Source organism: Bacillus sp. FSL K6-3176, assembly GCF_038003325.1.
In the GTDB taxonomy this organism is placed as follows: domain Bacteria; phylum Bacillota; class Bacilli; order Bacillales; family Bacillaceae; genus Bacillus; species Bacillus altitudinis.
The window spans coordinates 2,649,010-2,666,541 of the sequence record NZ_JBBOOX010000001.1 but is presented as its reverse complement, the minus strand read 5'-3'; the positions used below and the strand labels follow the sequence as shown (position 1 = coordinate 2,666,541).

Below are 17,532 nucleotides of genomic sequence, written 5' to 3'. Positions count from 1 at the left end.
ATTAACAATCATTAATTATAAAGGATGTACGCCTGATGTCAACATGTGTTTTCGTACAAAAGTCATGAATTTTTCTATTTTAGTATATGAAGAACAATAAAAAAACATCCCCTTCTTCTTTGGAAGGGGATGTTTTGATTTGCGATGATTATGAGGCAAGTTGCTTTGGTGGGCTGGTAAACATGGAAATAAGTACACCAATCACAGCACCGATAATAGCTGGTATGATCCAGCCAATGCCTAAATCGTAAAACGGAACAATTGATTTCAAGATGCCAGGCAATCCGCCTAGATTCACTTCGGCAGCTAATAATCCATCAATAATGGCAAAGAAACCAGTAAAGATGAGAGAAGTAATATAAATGATTCTTCTGCCGTTAATCCAGCGGTCAAGGAACGATAATAAAATAATGACAATGGCCAGTGGATAGATCGCTACGAGTACAGGCACCGACAGAGAAATGATTTGTGCCAGTCCGAGGTTTGCAACGAATGTGCTAAATAAAGAAACAATTAGAACGACGGTACGATAAGAAAGTGCTGGGAAAAGCTTTGAAAAATATTCCCCGCATGACGAGACAAGTCCAACACTTGTTGTGAGACAAGCGAATAAAATGGCTGCGCCAAGAACAATGTTACCAGCAGAACCGAATAAAAAGTTTGCAGAAAGTGAAAGTAGTTTTCCTCCTTCATTTGCTCCGACCATTCCAGTTGCATCAGGGCTTGAAGCACCAACATAAGCAAGTGAAATATACACGAGTGCTAGTCCCACTGCTGCAACAAGACCAGCTTTTATACAAGCCGATGCAAGTGATTTTCGTTCTGTGATCCCTCTATCTTTCACAGCTGTTACGACCACGATTCCAAAAACGATAGAAGCAAGAGCATCCATTGTTTTATAACCTTCTAAAAACCCAGTAAAGAGAGGGTTTGCTTTATATGTCGCATCAGGCGCACCGATCATTCCCATCGGTGTAGCAATGGCTTTAAACACAATAATGGCAATAACCGCTAATAAGATTGGTGTCAGCACTTTACCAATTCGATCAACCAGCTTTGAAGGGTTTAAAGCAAGAAGATACGTAATGGTGAAAAACACCAGAGTAAAGATGAATAATGGAATCCATGATTCAGCCTGTCCTTCAGAAAGAAATGGAGCTAATCCAATTTCATAAGAAACCGTACCTGTTCGCGGAATGGCGAAAAATGGTCCAATGGATAAATACAGAATCACGGTGAAGATAGTCCCGAATTTAGGGTGTGCTTTATCGGCAAGGCCTTTGGCTCCGGTACCTGTAAGGGCGACAGCAATAACCCCTAATAGTGGAAGACCTACGCCTGTAAGTAGGAATCCGCCGATGGCAAGCCATACGTTTTCACCAGCATATTGTCCAAGAACAGGCGGGAAAATCATATTTCCTGCGCCAAAGAATAATGCAAAAAGCATTAGTCCAATAGCCAATGTTTCTTTTATACTTAAACTATTTTTCAAAATAGTCCCTCCTCAATCAGTGTATTGTGTCAAATTTAAATATTCTGACAATTTAGGTGTTTATATGACAATTGCACTATGGATGATATAGTGAAAATGAAAAGTTGTCAACTGCCATTTTCAGAAAATTCTCTGTCTGACTTCATTATGGTAACATATAAATGCATTTATTTTTTAAGTTTTTTTGTAAGGAGTTTAAGATATGATTTATCTTGATAATAGTGCCACAACAAAGCCTTATCCAGAGGTTTTACAAGTGCATCAGCAAGTGAGTGAGCGTTTTTTTGGGAATCCGTCTTCGCTGCATCAACTTGGAATTGATGCAAGCCGTCTATTAAGTGAAACGCGAAAACAAATCCTTCACTATACAGGCTTTACACAATATGAGATTATTTTTACTTCAGGTGCAACAGAAGCAAATAACATTGCCATCAAAGGGGCTGCTCTTGCCAAGATGAACCGAGGCAGACATATTGTCACAACAGCGATTGAGCATCCATCTGTCATCGAATCGTTTGAACAGCTGAAAACATTATTTGGCTTTGATATTTCCTATATTCAAGTAAATGAGCATGGTCGTGCAGATATGACGCATTTAAAAGAAGTGCTTCGCCCTGATACAGTGCTTGTCAGTCTCATGCATGTAAACAATGAAACAGGCGTGATTCAGCCGATAGAGGAAGCGTCCAGCATCATTCGGAAGTATGCCAAAGAGGCGATTTTTCATGTCGACGGCGTACAAGGAATTGGCAAGGTTCCGCTGCCTAAAGAGATGGATATTGATCTTTTAACGATGTCAGGCCACAAGATTCACGGCCTGAAGGGAACAGGTGCCCTCTTTTTAAAGAAAGAGATCATACTTGCCCCTTTTATCACAGGAGGAGAGCAAGAACTTGGCCTTCGCTCAGGGACTGAGAACCCTGCTGGAGCTGTCAGCTTAGCAAAAGCCATAAAGCAATCATTTGAATATTTAAACAAGCATCATGATGAGATGATCGCCTTAAAAACGGAGCTAGAGCAGCAGCTTGGAAAGATAGAAGGCGTCGTCATAAACACACCGCTGACGCATAGCGCACCGCACATTGTGAATTTTTCAGTGCCAGGTATTCAAATCGAAGTCCTTCTGCATATGCTCGAAAAGGAAGGTATTTACGTTTCGACAACGTCTGCTTGTTCTGCTAAGAAAAAGGAACCAAGCCGTGTCCTGCTGGCGATGGGGAAATCAGAAGAAGCAGCCAAAAGCAGCATGAGAATCAGTTTGACATATGGACAAGGACCAGAGCTAGCGCCGCAAATCATCACATCGATCGCACAAAGTGTGAAAAAATTAAAAGGAATGAGATAACAACATGAAGTATGACCATATTTTAGTCCGTTTTGGTGAGATTTCAACAAAAGGGAAAAATAGAAAGAAATTTATCGAAAAACTAAGACAGCATATCCGGTTTGTATTAAAAGACTTTGAAGCATTAAAGTATGCATCTGATAGAGACCGCATTACGATCATGCTAAACGGAGAAGACCCTGAACCGATTTCAGAACAGCTTAAAGGTGTATTTGGCATTCAAAGCTTTAGCCTGGCTGTAAAATGTGAGACAAATCTTGATGCCATCAAAGAAGCGGCACTCTCAGCGGTTCAGGAAGTGTATGAACAAGGAAATACATTTAAGGTCTCAACGAAACGCTCTTATAAACAATTTGAGCTTGATTCAAATGAAATGAACCGAGAAATTGGTGGACATGTTTTAAGGAATACAGACAACTTAACAGTTAATGTGAAACAGCCAGATGTTCACTTGCGAACTGAAATAAGAGAACATGCGACGTACATTACATTTAAAGATGTAAAAGGTGCAGGCGGACTGCCAGTTGGTTCAAGCGGAAGAGCGATGTTGATGCTCTCTGGCGGATTTGACAGCCCAGTGGCCGGCTATCAGGCAATGAAACGAGGCATTCAAATTGAAGCTGTTCATTTCTTTAGCCCACCTTATACAAGTGAACGTGCTAAGCAAAAGGTCATTGATCTAGCGGAATGCTTAGCTGCCTATGGAGGCGAAGTCAAGCTTCACATCGTTCCTTTTACAAAAATTCAAGAGCTCATTCACAAACAAGTACCAGAAAACTATACGATGACATCAACGAGAAGAATGATGCTCAAAATTGCAGATAAAATAAGAGCCAAGCGTGATGCGCTTGCCATTATTACAGGTGAAAGCCTTGGTCAAGTGGCAAGTCAGACACTTGAAAGCATGTATGCCATTAATCATGTCACAAACACACCGATCATTCGCCCGTTGATTGCCGTGGATAAGAATGACATTATCGAAGAAGCGAGACGAATTGGCACATATGAGACAAGCATTCAGCCATTTGAGGATTGCTGCACGATCTTTACGCCGCCATCTCCAAAAACAAAACCAAAGCTTGAAAAAGTAGAACGCTACGAAAGCTTTGCTGAATTCGAGCCAATGCTTGATGAGGCAGTGGAGCAGATCGAAACAATCGTTGTCACAAATGAAAAGAAAGCAGCTGACAAATTCGCTGATTTATTCTAAATAAAAAATTTCATAATAATTACCATAAAATCAATCGCATGAAGTCATGTGTTTCTACACATTCTATATTCACAAGGAGGTGAGAACACATGGCTCAACAAAACAGACAAAGCAGTTCTAATCAATTAGTCGTTCCAGGCGCTGCACAAGCGATCGACCAAATGAAGTACGAAATCGCTTCAGAATTTGGCGTAAACCTTGGACCAGAAACAACAGCTCGCGCTAACGGATCAGTTGGTGGAGAAATCACTAAGCGTCTTGTATCTTACGCTCAACAACATATGGGTGGCGGATCTTTCTAAGACACACAATTAAAAAGCTATGGCTTATGAGCGGGTTTATTCCCGCTCTTTTTTTGTACATAAATTGTTAGAATATTTTTAAAAAAGAAGACGAAATGAAAAAATTATGGCATAATACTAGGAGTAGGTCCTAATTCAAGCATTTTTCAGTTATGAGTGTTAGAATAGGTAAATTGAAACATGATTCGTTTCATAGAAAGAGGCTAAAAGGAGCTGTACCATGAAAAGAGAAGACTTAATTGCACCAGAACAATATAACTTAGTCAGTGAGATTGAAGCGTTCAGTCATGACCAGGAGAAAATCGCCCTGCACTGGCAGGACGGAAATGGCCATGAAGCGCATGTGACATATGCAGCATTAGTGGAAGAGGCAAATAAAATTGGTCATGTTCTATTAAATGCAGGCTTTAAAAAAGGCGATAAAATCATTGTGATGGTGCCGCGTATGCTAGAGGCATACAGCATTTATTTAGCCATTTTAAAAACAGGAATGGTTGTAATTCCTTGTTCAGAAATGCTTCGCGCTAAAGACATAGATTACCGAATTGAACATGCAGAAGCAAAAGGAGCGATTGTTTACGCATCATTCATTCAATCGTTTGAAGGAACCAACCAGCCAAAAGATTTCAAAACATTCTCGATTGGTGAGAATGATCATGGCTGGACAAACATTGTTGCGCAAAAGGAAGAGCAGTCAAGCGAGTTGAAATTGGCAGACACAACACGTACGGACATGGCGTTTCTCTCTTATACATCAGGCACAACAGGTAACCCAAAAGGGGTTGTTCATACACACGGCTGGGCGTATGCACATTTACGTACTGCGGCCAAAGCATGGCTCTCCATTAATGAAGGGGATAAAGTATGGGCAACAGCAGGACCAGGCTGGCAAAAATGGGTGTGGAGTCCTCTCTTATCTGTTTTAGGAAGTGGAGCAGAAGGTTTTGTTTATGGAGGGAAATTTAATCCGAATACGTACTTAGAGCTGCTTCAAAAAAATGAAATCAATGTTCTATGCTGTACACCAACAGAATATCGATTTATGGCAAAAGTGGATGACCTCAGTCAGTACGAGCTACCCAAATTGCATAGTGCTGTTTCTGCGGGAGAGCCGCTCAACCGTGAAGTCATCGATACGTTCAAAAAACAGTTCAATATCGAAGTGCGAGATGGTTACGGGCAAACAGAAAGCACGCTGCTAGTCGGGGTGCTGAAAGGAATGGACATCAAGCCAGGCAGCATGGGCAAACCAACACCTGGCAATGAAGTAGAGATCATTGATGAGAATGGCCAGATCTGTGCTCCAGGAGAAATAGGTGACATTGCCGTTCATCTTGAAACGCCGGCTTTATTCAAGGAATACTACAAAGATGCAGAGCGTACAAAGGCGCAGCGCCGAGGGGATTACTTTATTACCGGTGACCGTGCGAAAAAAGATGAAGACGGGTATTTTTGGTTTGAAAGCCGCAGGGATGACATCATCGTCAGCTCAGGTTATACAATTGGTCCATTTGAAGTCGAAGATGCACTGATTAAACACCCAGCAGTGAAAGAATGTGCGGTTGTGGCAAGTCCAGATGAAATCAGAGGATCAATCGTGAAAGCATACGTCGTCTTGCGTGATGCATCTGCACAAAGCGATGAGCTGATTAAAGAACTGCAAACACACGTGAAAAATACAACAGCACCGTACAAATATCCAAGAGAAATCGAATTCATTGACGAGCTACCAAAAACTCCGTCAGCGAAAATTCGACGTGTCGAGCTGAGAGAAAGAGAGCTTGCACGAAAATCATCATAACAGTAGAAACAATAAGCGTCTGGATGGAAAACCATCCAGCGCTTTTTTTATTGGACAAATCAAATATGTAAAATTCGTTCATGATGTTTTATGTTAAAATGTGTAAGGATGATTTGAAAAGGAGAATGTTCTGAAAATGTCGATTGCGATAATTCATGGGATTGTGCTTGCCTTTGGTCTTATTTTACCTTTGGGCGCGCAAAATGTATTTGTATTTCAGCAAGGAGCCCTTCAGCCTCGATTATATCGCGTACTGCCTGTGGTCATTACAGCTGCTCTCTGCGACACACTTTTAATTACTTTAGCTGTCATTGGGGTCTCAGTTGTTGTACTCACCATTCCTATCTTGCAAATAGGTCTTTTTATCATTGGATTTTTCTTTTTACTTTATATGGGGTGGTCAGTTTGGAACACGAGCTCTGCATCAGGTAATCAAGAAAAGGTGGACTTGATGCCTGTGAGAAAACAAATCGTATTTGCCTGTTCCGTTTCACTATTAAACCCTCACGCGATTCTCGATACGATTGGCGTGATTGGAACGAACTCTCTTCAATATCATGGGGCGGAAAAAATGGCATTTACCGCAGCCTGTATGATTGTCTCGTGGTTATGGTTTATTGGTCTTGCCCTTATTGGGAAAATGTTAGGGAAGCTAGATACAAACGGCAAGTGGATGAACCGTATCAATAAAGCCTCAGCCGTCATGATCTGGCTGGTTGCATTATATATCGCCTATCAGCTTATTGCATAAAGGATACATAGAGCAAAAGAGACGTGATGCATGAAAATGAGTGCTGAACATGTCATGGGAAAAAAGCGTTGGATGGAAAACATCTGGCGCTTTTTTATTTCTACTATCTCGGGCGAAGCTTCAGTTACATCCTGTTCATTTTTATCACACATGCTGACGATTCAATTACCTGGAGGAAATGATCAAAATAGGATCTATGCTACACTATAATAAATGTATTTTATTGGATGTGGAGGTTTTCAAAATGGCTCATAGAGAACAGCGTAAAGGGGCAGTGCTTGCTGTCTTTGATACATTGATGTTTGGTGTACCAGTTTTGCTGTGGAATTTATATAAGAATACGAATAAAACATTGAAGCTGATGATCCCGATTATTCCAATAGTAGGTTTCATCACGTATCTTTTAGCATCTCTTTACTAATGTGTTCAAAAATCATTTGCATGAGCGATACGCTCATGCAGATCATTTTTTGAAAATGGTTTGATTTAATAGACGGAGAGCTTGTACGATATCATCCATTTGATTTCGGTCAGAGGAAGAAAGGCTGTCCATGAGCATGGATTCAATTTGTTGAAATGCTTTGTCCATACACGCACGGCCTTTTTTAGACAGCATAATGACATGTTTTCGCTTGTCATCTTTATCTTCTTGTCTATCAATGAATTGTTTTTCGTGAAGCTTTTTCAATTCTCTGCTGACATTCGGAAGAGACATGTGCTGACAATCGGCGATTTCGCTAGGTGTTAGCGGCTCACTGACGGCTAACTGCTCCAGAATCAAATATTGTAGAGTGGTTAGATCAGAGGGTTTGATCTTGCTCATCATAGCATGTTTCAGCTCAGAAAAAGTAGAAGCAAATGTGACAAACTCTTTGAAAAAATGTGGGTTTTTCATCCTGTTTCACCTCCTACGTACCATACCAAATTTATTATCAAAAAACAATTATCATTTTACAACTAAAAAAGAGGGGTGTATGCTTTTGGTTATCAAATGATAACTAAAGGAGCCAAGCCATGAATGTACTCATTATTTATACCCACCCCCATCACAATAGTTTAAATGGTGCTTTTTTTAAAGAAATCCTAAAGGGCAGTGAAGAAAATCCAAACGTTCAAGAAGTGAGAATCATCGATTTATACCAAGACAAATTTGATCCTGTACTTATTTTTAATGAAGAGAAAAAAAGACGTGATATGCATAAGGACCCTGAGATTCAAGAATATCAAGAGAAAATCAAATGGGCAGACAACATCGTGTTTGTTTATCCGATTTGGTGGGGGCGGCCGCCAGCCATGTTGCTTGGTTTTATTGATCGCATGTTTGCAGCGAATTTTGCTTATCGTCAAACAGGCGGGCTGCTTCCAGAAGGCTTGTTAAAAGGAAAGAGGGCTGTATGTGTTTCGACAATGCAAGGACCGACCCACTATCCTTTCTTCTTTTTGCAAAATGCCCACAAAATCTTAATGAAACGTGCTCTTTTGCAATATGTCGGGATTAAACCGGTGAAGTTCTTTGAATTTGGCATGATGGAAAGTCCGAAAGGGAAGCATGACGTGAAATTAAAACGGATATACAACTATTTTCGGAATATCAGCTCATAAAACCACATTCCTTGAGTCATTTTTCTTCTAATTTGAACCTGTTATGTCTTAAAATGACAGAGAGAGTGAGTGACTCATTCTCTTTATTTGAAAAGGGGGATATGGATGAAGAAAACATTGTTTAAAGATGCGGCTCTTATCACACTTGATCCATCTTTAGGTTTTCTGGAGAAGGGAGATCTATTAATTGAAGGGGCACATATTGTAGAAGTCGGACCTTCGATTGAAGCAAGCGGTGCTGATGTTGTGGATGCGTCTGACATGGTCATCATGCCAGGGCTTGTGGATACCCATCGTCATGTGTGGCAGTCTGTCATACGGGGGATCGGAACAGATTGGTCTTTGCAAACGTATTTGAGCAAAATTTATTATGGCAACTATGGGGCGATGAGACGTCCATCAGATGATCGAATTGCTAATTATTTAGGCGCATTAGAGGCATTAGATGCAGGAGTGACCACGTTTTTCGACTGGACGATGATCAATTCTATGGATCATACAGAAGAACTCATTGGAGGTTTAAAAGATGTGGGTATTCGAGCGGTCTTTGGTTTTGGTACCTCTGGAGATGCAGCGTATTGGGACAGAGAGAGTACGCTCACGAATATGGAAGACGCAGCCCGCGTGAAACAAAAACATTTTCAATCATCGGATCAGCTGTTGACGATGGGACTTGCCATTCGTGGACCTGAATTTTCTTCATGGGAGACGACCGTCTTTGAAATTGAAACAGCGAGATCACTAGATGCATTATGCAGTATGCACATTGGCTTTGGAAATTGGGGAGCGGCGGATCGATCGATTGAGCGACTCCATCAAGCAGGGCTGCTCGGGCCTGATTTGAATATGGTGCATATCAATGCAATTGATGCAGATCAAATGAAGATGTTAGCTGACAGCGGAAGCTCCATCTCGATTACACCTGAGATTGAAATGATGATGGGACACGGATATCCTGTCACAGGGCTCGCCATTGAAAATGGCGTTCTGCCAACGCTTGGTGTAGATGTGGTGACAGCGACAGGCGGAGATTTGTTTGCTCAAATGAAATTCGGACTACAGGCGGAACGAGCGATTCAAAATCAATCTTTATTGATGGAAGGGACGATGCCAGGGCCTGAACTTGGATTGTCTGCACAGCAAATGCTTGAAGCAGCCACTATAAACGGGGCTCATGCCTTGAAGCTTGATGACAAAATCGGCTCGCTCACACCTGGAAAAGAAGCTGATTTTATCTTGATCGATCGGACAAGCATGAATCTTCTTCCGATGACAGATCCAGCTGGGGCAGTTGTGCAAACGGCACACCCTTCAAATGTTGATTCTGTCTATGTGGCTGGAAAAGCAGTGAAACAAAATGGGAAGCTAGTTGGAGTGAACTTAGAAGAGGTCAAACAAAAAGCTTATGCGGCAAGAGATCATATTCTATCGCACAAGTTTGAATCAACGCCATCATAAACAAACAATCCCCATAGGCAGCTGCCTATGGGGATGAGATTACAAGGATTCTTTAATGACTTTTTTGTAATACTGGACAGATAGGAATCCGAAGATAGAATATAGCACCGTATAAATCGACATGACGATGAGCATTGGTGTCCACAGTTCACCGCCGAAGAAAAACCAGCCTGACTGTACTGCAAAGTAGCTGTGAAGCAACCCGACAACGAGCGGAATCCCAAAGTTAAATAGCTGCTTGAGCCGAATACCTTTTAATAGATCCTTCTCAGTAAAACCAAGCTTACGCAAGATCGTGTAAGAGCTTTGTTCTTCTTCACTTTCATTCATCTGCTTAAAGTATAAAATACAGCCTGATGTGACAAGGAAGCTGAGACCTAAAAATCCGACTATAAACATCATCAGTCCGATGGTTTGTTTTTGTTGCTGAGTGGTAGCCAATTGAGACATGCTGTTGTCACCTAGTTTTAAAGAGGTAAACACATCACTCGCTTGTTCAAGGTTTTGATCATCTTTTATATTGACTGCGTGATATTGATTATTCTCAATCTGAAGTTTAGGGTCTTTCTGCTGGTCAAGCTGCTCAAAGACACTTTGACTGACGACAGCAACAGGTAGACCACCAAACGTAAAGTTGTAAGAAATGAGGTAATCTTTCTTCATATCAATGACCTTTAAATCAAGGGGTTTCTTAATAAGTAGTTTCACATCACCTGAACTTTGAATCGGCATGAATTTCTTCAATAAATCACTGTAGCCGCTTAAGATGACTTCGTTGCTTTTCACATGAATATTTGGTGCGTTTTTCTCACTGATCACAGGTAGAGTTAAGACACCTGGATCATTATTCATATTTTTAATCTCTGAATCCATGATCTTTTTTGCGTCAAACTTCGCTTGAATGACCTTGAACTGCTTTGTTTCATACGCAATATGTTTGTCAGAAAGTGCACGAGTAAAGGTGTTGGCTTCTTTCTCAGATCCCATGACGAAATGTGAAGGGATCTGTTGTTCAGCGGTTTTTTCTGCTGAGTAATAGGAAATGTAGCTTAAAGATAACAACCCGATGGCAAGCGCAGATACCGTTGTAATAATCGTTAAAAGCAGTGCGTTTGATTTTAACCGGAACATAATAGATGACAGAGACAGGACTTCATGAATGGCGAGATAGCCATTTTTTCGTTTGCGTACGATATTGGCAATGAACGAAACAGAGCCTTTATAGAAAAGAAAGGTACCGATAATGACAGAGGCTAGAATATAAATCATCGCTAAAAGTAACGCAAGCATGGACGTATATGTGCCGGTAAAAAGCTGAGAAGAAATATAATAGCCTGAGCTGATGAATGCAATGCCTAGAACCCCAATGATGATTTCAAACACAGAGATTTTTTTCACACGCTGTTCTGTAGAAGACGTGGTTCTAAATAAAGATAAAATCGTCTGTCTATTAATAAACCATCGATTTCTTAACATAATTAATCCATAGATGACGAAAAAGACGATCAGTGTCTGCAAAAGGGCCATGCCTGAAAAATGCAGGTTGGCGATGGCGTTCACGCCGGTTACTTTAAATAGCACCATCAGCATGAGTTTTGAACCGATAAATCCAGCTATGATACCAACAGCCATGGAGACCACGTATAGGATAAAGTTTTCTGCATTGAGTAGTTTGGCAATTTTTTGTTTCGTCATGCCAATGAGCTGCAGGAGACCTATTTCTCTCCCTCTTCGTTTAATAAAAATGCTGTTCGCATATAACAGGAAGATTCCAACAATGGCAATGAGTAGTACTGAAGCGGCTTTAATCGACGCACCGCCCTTAATGGACCCCTTTACATCATCAAGTGCTGGTGAGTACTGCAAGGTGACAAAAGAAAAGTAGAGCGCCACACTAAATACGAGTGCAAACACGTATAAATAGTAATTTTTTAAGTTTTTCTTCAGATTGCGGAAGACGAGCTGATTAATGTTCATGCTTCACACCGCCTAAAACACCTTGCGTTTTCATAATATCCTCGAAAAACATCTTTCTCTCTAGAGCGCCTTTATTCAATTGTGTATAGATCTGTCCATCTTTGATAAAAATCACTCGTCTTGAATAACTGGCTGCAACAGGGTCATGCGTCACCATGACAATGGTTGCTTTGCGCTTGTGATTGAATTCTTGCAGCTTGTTCAGTAAGTCAGAAGCAGATTTGGAATCAAGTGCTCCAGTTGGTTCATCAGCAAAAATAAGGCTTGGTTCATGAATAAAGGCACGCACCGCAGATGTCCGTTGCTTTTGTCCACCAGATAGTTCATTTGGATATTTGTCTCTTAGTTCATAAATCCCCATATCCTCTGCAAGCTGTTGAAAGCGTTCAAAAGCTTCTTTTTTAGGCGTTTTGGAGATGGATAATGGCAAGAGGATGTTCTCTTTAACCGTGAGTGTATCAAGTAAGTTGTAATCCTGAAAAACAAAGCCAAGCTGTTTCTTTCTAAATTCAGCGAGCTGCTGATCTTTCATTTGCGTCATTTCTGCATCTGCAATCCGAATCGATCCGCTGGACACATGATCAATCGATGACAATACGTTCAAAAGGGTCGTTTTCCCCGAGCCTGATGGCCCCATGATGCTGACAAATTCTCCAGCTTCTATCGTCAAATCAATGCCTTTCAGCACCTCTTGTTTATTGAATTTGTTTCCATAGTTTTTATATAACTTGCGAGCTTCTAAAATGTTCATCTGTCGAACCCCTTTTTTATTTAATTGATATCTCTAGTATAAAAAGAAGCCGATCAGACTTCCTGCGATTTGGCGAACAAAATAGACGAGCATGTGACATTGTTGTCACATGCTCGCAATATGCACAAAATCATTCTTTTTCGGAAAGATAAAGGTAAAAGTGGTCCCTTGATCTAATGTGGAGTTGACCTCGATCGTGATATGAAGAGCGTCAGCTCCCTTTTTTGTTAAATAGAGCCCCATGCCTGTGGAGGCCGTGTCATTGTGATGTCTTGTGGAGGTAAAGCCTTTTTCAAAAATACGGGACACGTCTCTTGGGTCAATTCCTCTACCTTGATCTGTGATGGTGAGCACCACTTGTTCGTTCATTTGTTTGCTTTCGATGATAATGTCAGATGAATGGCTGTACTTGACTGCGTTTGTCAGCACTTGTCTGATCATAAAGGATAACCATTTTGTATCACTTAATACGTCTCGCTCTTCTAATAAAAGGTCAAAGCCAATTCCTTTTTGTATACACCACGATTGGAGCGCTTTGATTTCTTTCGTTAGCATGTTTTGGAGATCCAGTTTTTCAATAAATAAATCATTTTCAATATGTTGGATCCTGCTTTGATGCAGCTGTGCATCAAGGAGTAAATGTATTCTAAGCCATTCATATGTCATATTTGATTTGAGCGGCTGTTCTGTTATACGGTCAATCATTAAGTGCATCGCCGTGAGCGGCGTTTTCACCTCATGTATCCATGAGAGCAGTTCATCTTTTTCTTCTTCCAGTGCAGTCTTTTGTTTAGCCATCATCTGGCGGTATCGGTCGATTTGCTCTGACGCTGCCTCCTGTACAATTTGTTCAAAAGGGGAAGAGGGTTTGAGACGCATTTGATGGTCTATGTTTTCGTCCCATTCTTTCAGTTGTTCATAATAAGCAGTTTCTTTCCGGTAACGAAAAAAAAGAAAAACAATGAAGAGTAATGTAGACAAAAGCACGATATAAAAAAGAGAAGCGAGTGGAATCGTTGTATCCAAATATGCAACAAAGAGAATGAGAAGCTGCAAACTAAGAAAGAACAAGATCCAGCTTCTTCGTTCTTTTAGAAATGCTTGCAGCATCATTGATCATCCTTTTCTTTTGCAAGATAACCTTGACCCACCTTTGTTTCAATGAAGGCGCCAAGGGAGATTTCGTCTAGTTTTTTTCTAAGGCGGTTGACGTTTACAGTGAGTGTATTGTCACTCACGAATCGTTCATCGTCCCATAAAGCTTGGATGAGAGATTCCCTTTTGACGATATGGTTTTTATGCTGAATCAATTCTTTGAGAATAAAAAACTCATTTTTTGTTAATTCAATCTCACCGTTTTCATTTGTCACTGTATTATTTTCAAGGTCAAGGGTAGCGCCGCACCAGACTTTTAAGTTGGCTGGTTCCGCATTATAATCATGGACTCGGCGAAGAACAGCACTTACTTTGGCGATGAGAACGTCAAAGTGAAAGGGCTTTTGTACAAAATCATCAGCTCCAAGCTGCATCGACATGACCATATCAGCAGGGTGATCACGAGAGGAAAGAAAGATGATGGGCACATTAGAATGATGCCGAATCATCCGGCACCAATGAAAGCCATCGTACTTTGGCAGCTGAATATCAATAATGACTAGATCAGGCTGGATGGAAGTGAACTCCTGCATGACCTGTTGAAAATTGTTGATCCCATACACATCATAAGACCAGTTTACTAAACGTTCTTTGATTTCTTGGAAGAGGGTTGTATCATCCTCAATCAGCAAAATTTTAAACAAAACGAGCACCACACTTTTTGAATTACTTGTACATCATTGTAGCGGAAAACAGGCACTCCCGCTAGAAGCAGACAGTAAAAAAGCAAGGGGAGAGATCCCTTGCTTCGGTTTATTTACCTAAAAAGTGCTTTTTAAAGAATGATAATTGATATTCAAGTGTGAGCGGGTCATTAAAGTAAAACTCTTCCGCATTTGCTTCATACACACGATGTTTTTTCACAGCAGGAATGGACTTATAGATTTCACTGTTTTGATAGGAATTGTCCATCTCGCTGTTTTTGCTAATGATCATATAGTCTCCGGCAAATTCAGGGATGACCTCTTGTGACACCGCATAATAGCCAGCTTTTAATGCTTTTTCTTTTACTTTTTCCGGCATTTTTAGTTTCATTGCTTGGTAGAGGATTTCTGTTCCGCGTCCCCATGCATCTCCAAAGACGTAAAGATCTTTTGTGCCGCTTTCAAAGACAGATACGGTTGCATCTTCACCAATTTTTGCTTTGATTTCTTTGCCAGCTTCAGCTGCGCGTTTTTTGAAATCCTTCACCCATGCTTCTGCTTCTTTTTCTTTGTTTAAGACTTTTCCAATTTCAATATGCTGCTGAAGGTAATCGACTTTGTTATACGTGAATAAAACAGTTGGGGCGATTTTTTTTAGTTTTTCTACATTTTTTGCACCGCTTAAACCAATGATGACATCAGGCTTTAGCTTCATGATTTTTTCTACATTTTCATCTGATACTTCTTCCACATTTTTTAATTTCTTTTTGAAACGTGGATTCTTTTTTGACCAAGAGTCAACACCCACAAGGTTCACACCAAGTGACAAGACATTTCCTGTATAAGAGGCGAGAACAACAACACGTTTTGGATTTGCTGGCAGCTTCACAGGTCCATTTTCAGATTGATATGTAATCGTGTCTGACGTTGATTGATTTTTTCCTTTATTTGAGGGAGAGTTGTTGCTATTGCCACATGCGCTCAACGCAAGTACGAAGATGAGCATCAGAGGGAACAATATTTTCTTCATGAATGTAGACTCCTTTGAAATCGGCACATAAGCCGTGTATTTGGTTGTATGAGTGATAATGATAATTATTATCACTCAGATATCATACCATAGATGTGAGGTTTGTTGTCAATGATATTTTAGCTGTGGATAGAGGAATTCTGATAGAAAGAAAAAAAGATCAAGGCAGTGTATGACCTGATCTTTTTTCTTATTTAAACCAGCCTTTTTCTTTGGAACGAGTGATGGCTTCAATTCGGTTTTTGACTTCTAGTTTATCTAAAATAACGGATATATAGTTTCGGACAGTGCCGCTTTTTATGCTGAGTTCCTTGGCGATTTCTTTTGTGTTTTTTCCGTCTGCGACGAGTTCTAGAACCGACTTTTCTCGTTCAGTTAAAGGATTTTCGTCGCTATACAAGTCTTCCATTAATTCAGGGGCGTACACCTTTTTCCCTTTCATCACGCTGCGGATGGCACTTGCCAAATCCTCGCTTGGGCTGTCTTTCAGCATGTAGCCGCTAACGCCAGCTTTCAGCGCTCTTTGAAAATAGCCAGAACGGGCAAAGGTTGTTAAAATGATGATCTTCACATCAGACTTTTTGAGTTCTTCAGCGGCATCGAGCCCAGATTTTCCTGGCATCTCAATATCCATTAAACAAATGTCGACCGGGTGTTTTTTAGCAAAATCTATGGCGTCCTGACCGTTTGTGCCTTTTCCAACAACCGTCATATCGTCTTCTAAATCGAGAAGCGATCCAAGAGCACCGAGTAGCATTTGCTGATCCTCTGCGATAAAGATGTTAATCATTTTATTTCCTCCTTATCTTTCGCTGCTGAATCATTTGGAATGCTCATGATCAGCTTCGTCCCGTTTTTTGTCTCAATGTGCAGGCGTCCATTTGCAAATTCCAATCTTTCTCTAATCCCTGCAAGGCCATGTCCCTTCGTTTGAGAGGATGGATGACTGCCTTTAAATGTGCCGTTATCCTCAACTGTAATGACAGCTTCCTTTGACTTTTGATGAATCGTGATTTGACAGACAGTGGCGTCGCTATGCTTGACGACATTCGTCACGGCCTCTTTGATGCACATGCTCACAATGTTTTCGTTAAGAAGAGAGATGTGTTTCGGCGCTTCCTTTTCATCATAAATCATGTCAATATCCGCGGCTTCAAGTATTTGCTTGATGTTCAATATTTCATCTTTGATCCGAATGCCTTTCATGGAAGAAACAATTTTTCGCACTTCATTTAGAGACGTTCTAGCTGTCTGCTGGACGCTTTTTAGTTCGGCACGAGCCTGTTCAGGGTCTTTATACACGAGCTTACGGGCAAGGTCACTTTTTAATCCAATGAGAGAGAGTTTTTGTCCAAGTGTGTCATGCAGATCGCGAGCAATTCGCTGTCTTTCTTCAAGTTTGACAAGATCGGCGATCCGTTCATTGGCATATTCTAATTTCTCTTCTAGCCGTTCACGTTCCTTCCTGCTTCTAATGCTAAGAGGGAGGAGGATGGCGCTGATCAGTGTAATCACGACAAACGGAATTTGCGTGAGAAACCAGCCCTTTTTTAAGATCAGGCTAAAGTTCACCGCTACGGCAGCGCTCGCTAGATGGATATAGTATAAGATATAGAAAGGGACTTTTCTTTTGATATGCCCGTTGAAATAGGCGATACAAAAAGCAAAATAAATGTAGCTGTAGAGCATCACATAACCAGTCGAAATGGCGATTAATAGAAGGCCGAATACATATAACGACCAGCCCTTTGAGACAAAGGCAAAACGGTAGACCGCAAAAAAGACGACGTTTAAAATAATGCCGATCACAATGCCTAAAGTCGAAGGGGTCTTAAAGATAAAATAAAAGGGCAGGATGAAAAAAATCGCCCAAATATATGGGGAAATCCCATGCAGTTTTTGAATTTTAAGTTGTTTTTTCATCCGTGATTCACCTTTTTCATTTTTTCAGTCTTTTTCACTACTTTATCAAATTGAACAGATGAGCGCATCCTGCAAATACAACAAGCTCCTT

At 40.7% G+C, this 17,532-nt stretch carries 17 protein-coding genes; 8 read left to right on the top strand and 9 right to left on the bottom strand.

The genetic code is table 11. From position 1 onward, the window contains the following. Positions 1-148: 148 nt before the first annotated feature. Positions 149-1,492, bottom strand: coding sequence for a branched-chain amino acid transport system II carrier protein (brnQ, locus tag MHB38_RS13840; protein ID WP_050827560.1), 1,344 nt, complete (start codon positions 1,490-1,492; stop codon positions 149-151). A 202-nt stretch (positions 1,493-1,694) separates the two neighbouring features. Between brnQ and MHB38_RS13835 the strand changes: the two genes are divergently transcribed. From MHB38_RS13835 to MHB38_RS13810, 6 genes are all read left to right on the top strand, one after another. After that, on the top strand, positions 1,695-2,837 hold the full coding sequence (locus MHB38_RS13835; RefSeq protein ID WP_116307267.1) for a cysteine desulfurase family protein: 1,143 nt from the start codon (positions 1,695-1,697) through the stop codon (positions 2,835-2,837). A 4-nt stretch (positions 2,838-2,841) separates the two neighbouring features. Further along, entirely contained in the window at positions 2,842-4,047 is a 1,206-nt protein-coding gene (gene thiI / locus MHB38_RS13830) for a tRNA uracil 4-sulfurtransferase ThiI (protein WP_341003718.1), read from the top strand. Positions 4,048-4,136: 89 nt separating this feature from the next. Next, entirely contained in the window at positions 4,137-4,349 is a 213-nt protein-coding gene (locus MHB38_RS13825) for an alpha/beta-type small acid-soluble spore protein (protein ID WP_003216385.1), read from the top strand. Between the two features lie 220 nt (positions 4,350-4,569). Then, positions 4,570-6,150 carry an acyl-CoA synthetase MbcS gene (gene mbcS, locus MHB38_RS13820; RefSeq protein ID WP_341003716.1) on the top strand — a complete coding sequence of 527 codons (1,581 nt, stop codon included), beginning with the start codon at positions 4,570-4,572 and terminating at the stop codon, positions 6,148-6,150. Between the two features lie 136 nt (positions 6,151-6,286). After that, entirely contained in the window at positions 6,287-6,901 is a 615-nt protein-coding gene (locus MHB38_RS13815) for a LysE/ArgO family amino acid transporter (protein ID WP_341003714.1), read from the top strand. Positions 6,902-7,145: 244 nt separating this feature from the next. Beyond that, complete coding sequence (locus MHB38_RS13810) at positions 7,146-7,322, top strand: hypothetical protein (protein ID WP_202734288.1); 177 nt, start codon at positions 7,146-7,148, stop codon at positions 7,320-7,322. A gap of 42 nt (positions 7,323-7,364) precedes the next feature. Here MHB38_RS13810 and MHB38_RS13805 read toward each other — a convergent pair whose 3' ends face one another. Next, positions 7,365-7,796 carry a MarR family winged helix-turn-helix transcriptional regulator gene (locus MHB38_RS13805; RefSeq protein ID WP_008343103.1) on the bottom strand — a complete coding sequence of 144 codons (432 nt, stop codon included), beginning with the start codon at positions 7,794-7,796 and terminating at the stop codon, positions 7,365-7,367. Positions 7,797-7,915: 119 nt separating this feature from the next. Here MHB38_RS13805 and MHB38_RS13800 point away from each other — a divergent pair, with 119 nt between their 5' ends. Together MHB38_RS13800 and MHB38_RS13795 are read left to right on the top strand one after the other, a co-directional pair. Next, positions 7,916-8,503, top strand: a complete 588-nt coding sequence (locus tag MHB38_RS13800) for an NAD(P)H-dependent oxidoreductase (protein ID WP_008343104.1) — start codon at positions 7,916-7,918, stop codon at positions 8,501-8,503. A gap of 105 nt (positions 8,504-8,608) precedes the next feature. Next, positions 8,609-9,961, top strand: coding sequence for an amidohydrolase family protein (locus MHB38_RS13795; protein ID WP_341003709.1), 1,353 nt, complete (start codon positions 8,609-8,611; stop codon positions 9,959-9,961). A 39-nt stretch (positions 9,962-10,000) separates the two neighbouring features. On the opposite strand, the gene MHB38_RS13790 is transcribed toward MHB38_RS13795, so the two are convergent. The 7 genes from MHB38_RS13790 to MHB38_RS13760 form a co-directional block, all read right to left on the bottom strand. Beyond that, complete coding sequence (locus MHB38_RS13790; protein ID WP_341003707.1) at positions 10,001-11,938, bottom strand: ABC transporter permease; 1,938 nt, start codon at positions 11,936-11,938, stop codon at positions 10,001-10,003. Further along, complete coding sequence (locus MHB38_RS13785) at positions 11,928-12,689, bottom strand: ABC transporter ATP-binding protein (protein WP_272511781.1); 762 nt, start codon at positions 12,687-12,689, stop codon at positions 11,928-11,930. The genes MHB38_RS13790 and MHB38_RS13785 overlap by 11 nt, the downstream gene beginning before the upstream one ends. 105 nt (positions 12,690-12,794) lie before the next feature. Continuing rightward, on the bottom strand, positions 12,795-13,799 hold the full coding sequence (locus tag MHB38_RS13780; RefSeq protein WP_341003703.1) for a sensor histidine kinase: 1,005 nt from the start codon (positions 13,797-13,799) through the stop codon (positions 12,795-12,797). Then, complete coding sequence (locus MHB38_RS13775) at positions 13,799-14,488, bottom strand: response regulator transcription factor (RefSeq protein ID WP_025207787.1); 690 nt, start codon at positions 14,486-14,488, stop codon at positions 13,799-13,801. The genes MHB38_RS13780 and MHB38_RS13775 overlap by 1 nt, the downstream gene beginning before the upstream one ends. 109 nt (positions 14,489-14,597) lie before the next feature. Next, positions 14,598-15,518 carry an iron-hydroxamate ABC transporter substrate-binding protein gene (locus MHB38_RS13770; RefSeq protein WP_202734291.1) on the bottom strand — a complete coding sequence of 307 codons (921 nt, stop codon included), beginning with the start codon at positions 15,516-15,518 and terminating at the stop codon, positions 14,598-14,600. A gap of 190 nt (positions 15,519-15,708) precedes the next feature. Beyond that, a complete protein-coding gene (locus tag MHB38_RS13765; RefSeq protein ID WP_035391139.1) occupies positions 15,709-16,308 on the bottom strand; it encodes a response regulator transcription factor in 600 nt (199 codons plus the stop codon). Continuing rightward, complete coding sequence (locus MHB38_RS13760) at positions 16,305-17,441, bottom strand: sensor histidine kinase (RefSeq protein ID WP_048002751.1); 1,137 nt, start codon at positions 17,439-17,441, stop codon at positions 16,305-16,307. The genes MHB38_RS13765 and MHB38_RS13760 overlap by 4 nt, the downstream gene beginning before the upstream one ends. Between the last annotated feature and the right edge of the window lie 91 nt (positions 17,442-17,532).

Excerpts from the sequence above, each read along its gene's own strand:
- MHB38_RS13835 (WP_116307267.1), top strand. The coding sequence starts at position 1,695 with ATGATTTATCTTGATAATAGTGCCACAACAAAGCCTTATCCAGAGGTT.
- thiI (WP_341003718.1), top strand. The coding sequence starts at position 2,842 with ATGAAGTATGACCATATTTTAGTCCGTTTTGGTGAGATTTCAACAAAA.
- MHB38_RS13825 (WP_003216385.1), top strand. The coding sequence starts at position 4,137 with ATGGCTCAACAAAACAGACAAAGCAGTTCTAATCAATTAGTCGTTCCA.
- mbcS (WP_341003716.1), top strand. The coding sequence starts at position 4,570 with ATGAAAAGAGAAGACTTAATTGCACCAGAACAATATAACTTAGTCAGT.
- MHB38_RS13815 (WP_341003714.1), top strand. The coding sequence starts at position 6,287 with ATGTCGATTGCGATAATTCATGGGATTGTGCTTGCCTTTGGTCTTATT.
- MHB38_RS13810 (WP_202734288.1), top strand. The coding sequence starts at position 7,146 with ATGGCTCATAGAGAACAGCGTAAAGGGGCAGTGCTTGCTGTCTTTGAT.
- MHB38_RS13805 (WP_008343103.1), bottom strand. The coding sequence starts at position 7,796 with ATGAAAAACCCACATTTTTTCAAAGAGTTTGTCACATTTGCTTCTACT.
- MHB38_RS13800 (WP_008343104.1), top strand. The coding sequence starts at position 7,916 with ATGAATGTACTCATTATTTATACCCACCCCCATCACAATAGTTTAAAT.
- MHB38_RS13795 (WP_341003709.1), top strand. The coding sequence starts at position 8,609 with ATGAAGAAAACATTGTTTAAAGATGCGGCTCTTATCACACTTGATCCA.
- MHB38_RS13790 (WP_341003707.1), bottom strand. The coding sequence starts at position 11,938 with ATGAACATTAATCAGCTCGTCTTCCGCAATCTGAAGAAAAACTTAAAA.
- MHB38_RS13785 (WP_272511781.1), bottom strand. The coding sequence starts at position 12,689 with ATGAACATTTTAGAAGCTCGCAAGTTATATAAAAACTATGGAAACAAA.
- MHB38_RS13780 (WP_341003703.1), bottom strand. The coding sequence starts at position 13,799 with ATGCTGCAAGCATTTCTAAAAGAACGAAGAAGCTGGATCTTGTTCTTT.
- MHB38_RS13770 (WP_202734291.1), bottom strand. The coding sequence starts at position 15,518 with ATGAAGAAAATATTGTTCCCTCTGATGCTCATCTTCGTACTTGCGTTG.
- MHB38_RS13765 (WP_035391139.1), bottom strand. The coding sequence starts at position 16,308 with ATGATTAACATCTTTATCGCAGAGGATCAGCAAATGCTACTCGGTGCT.
- MHB38_RS13760 (WP_048002751.1), bottom strand. The coding sequence starts at position 17,441 with ATGAAAAAACAACTTAAAATTCAAAAACTGCATGGGATTTCCCCATAT.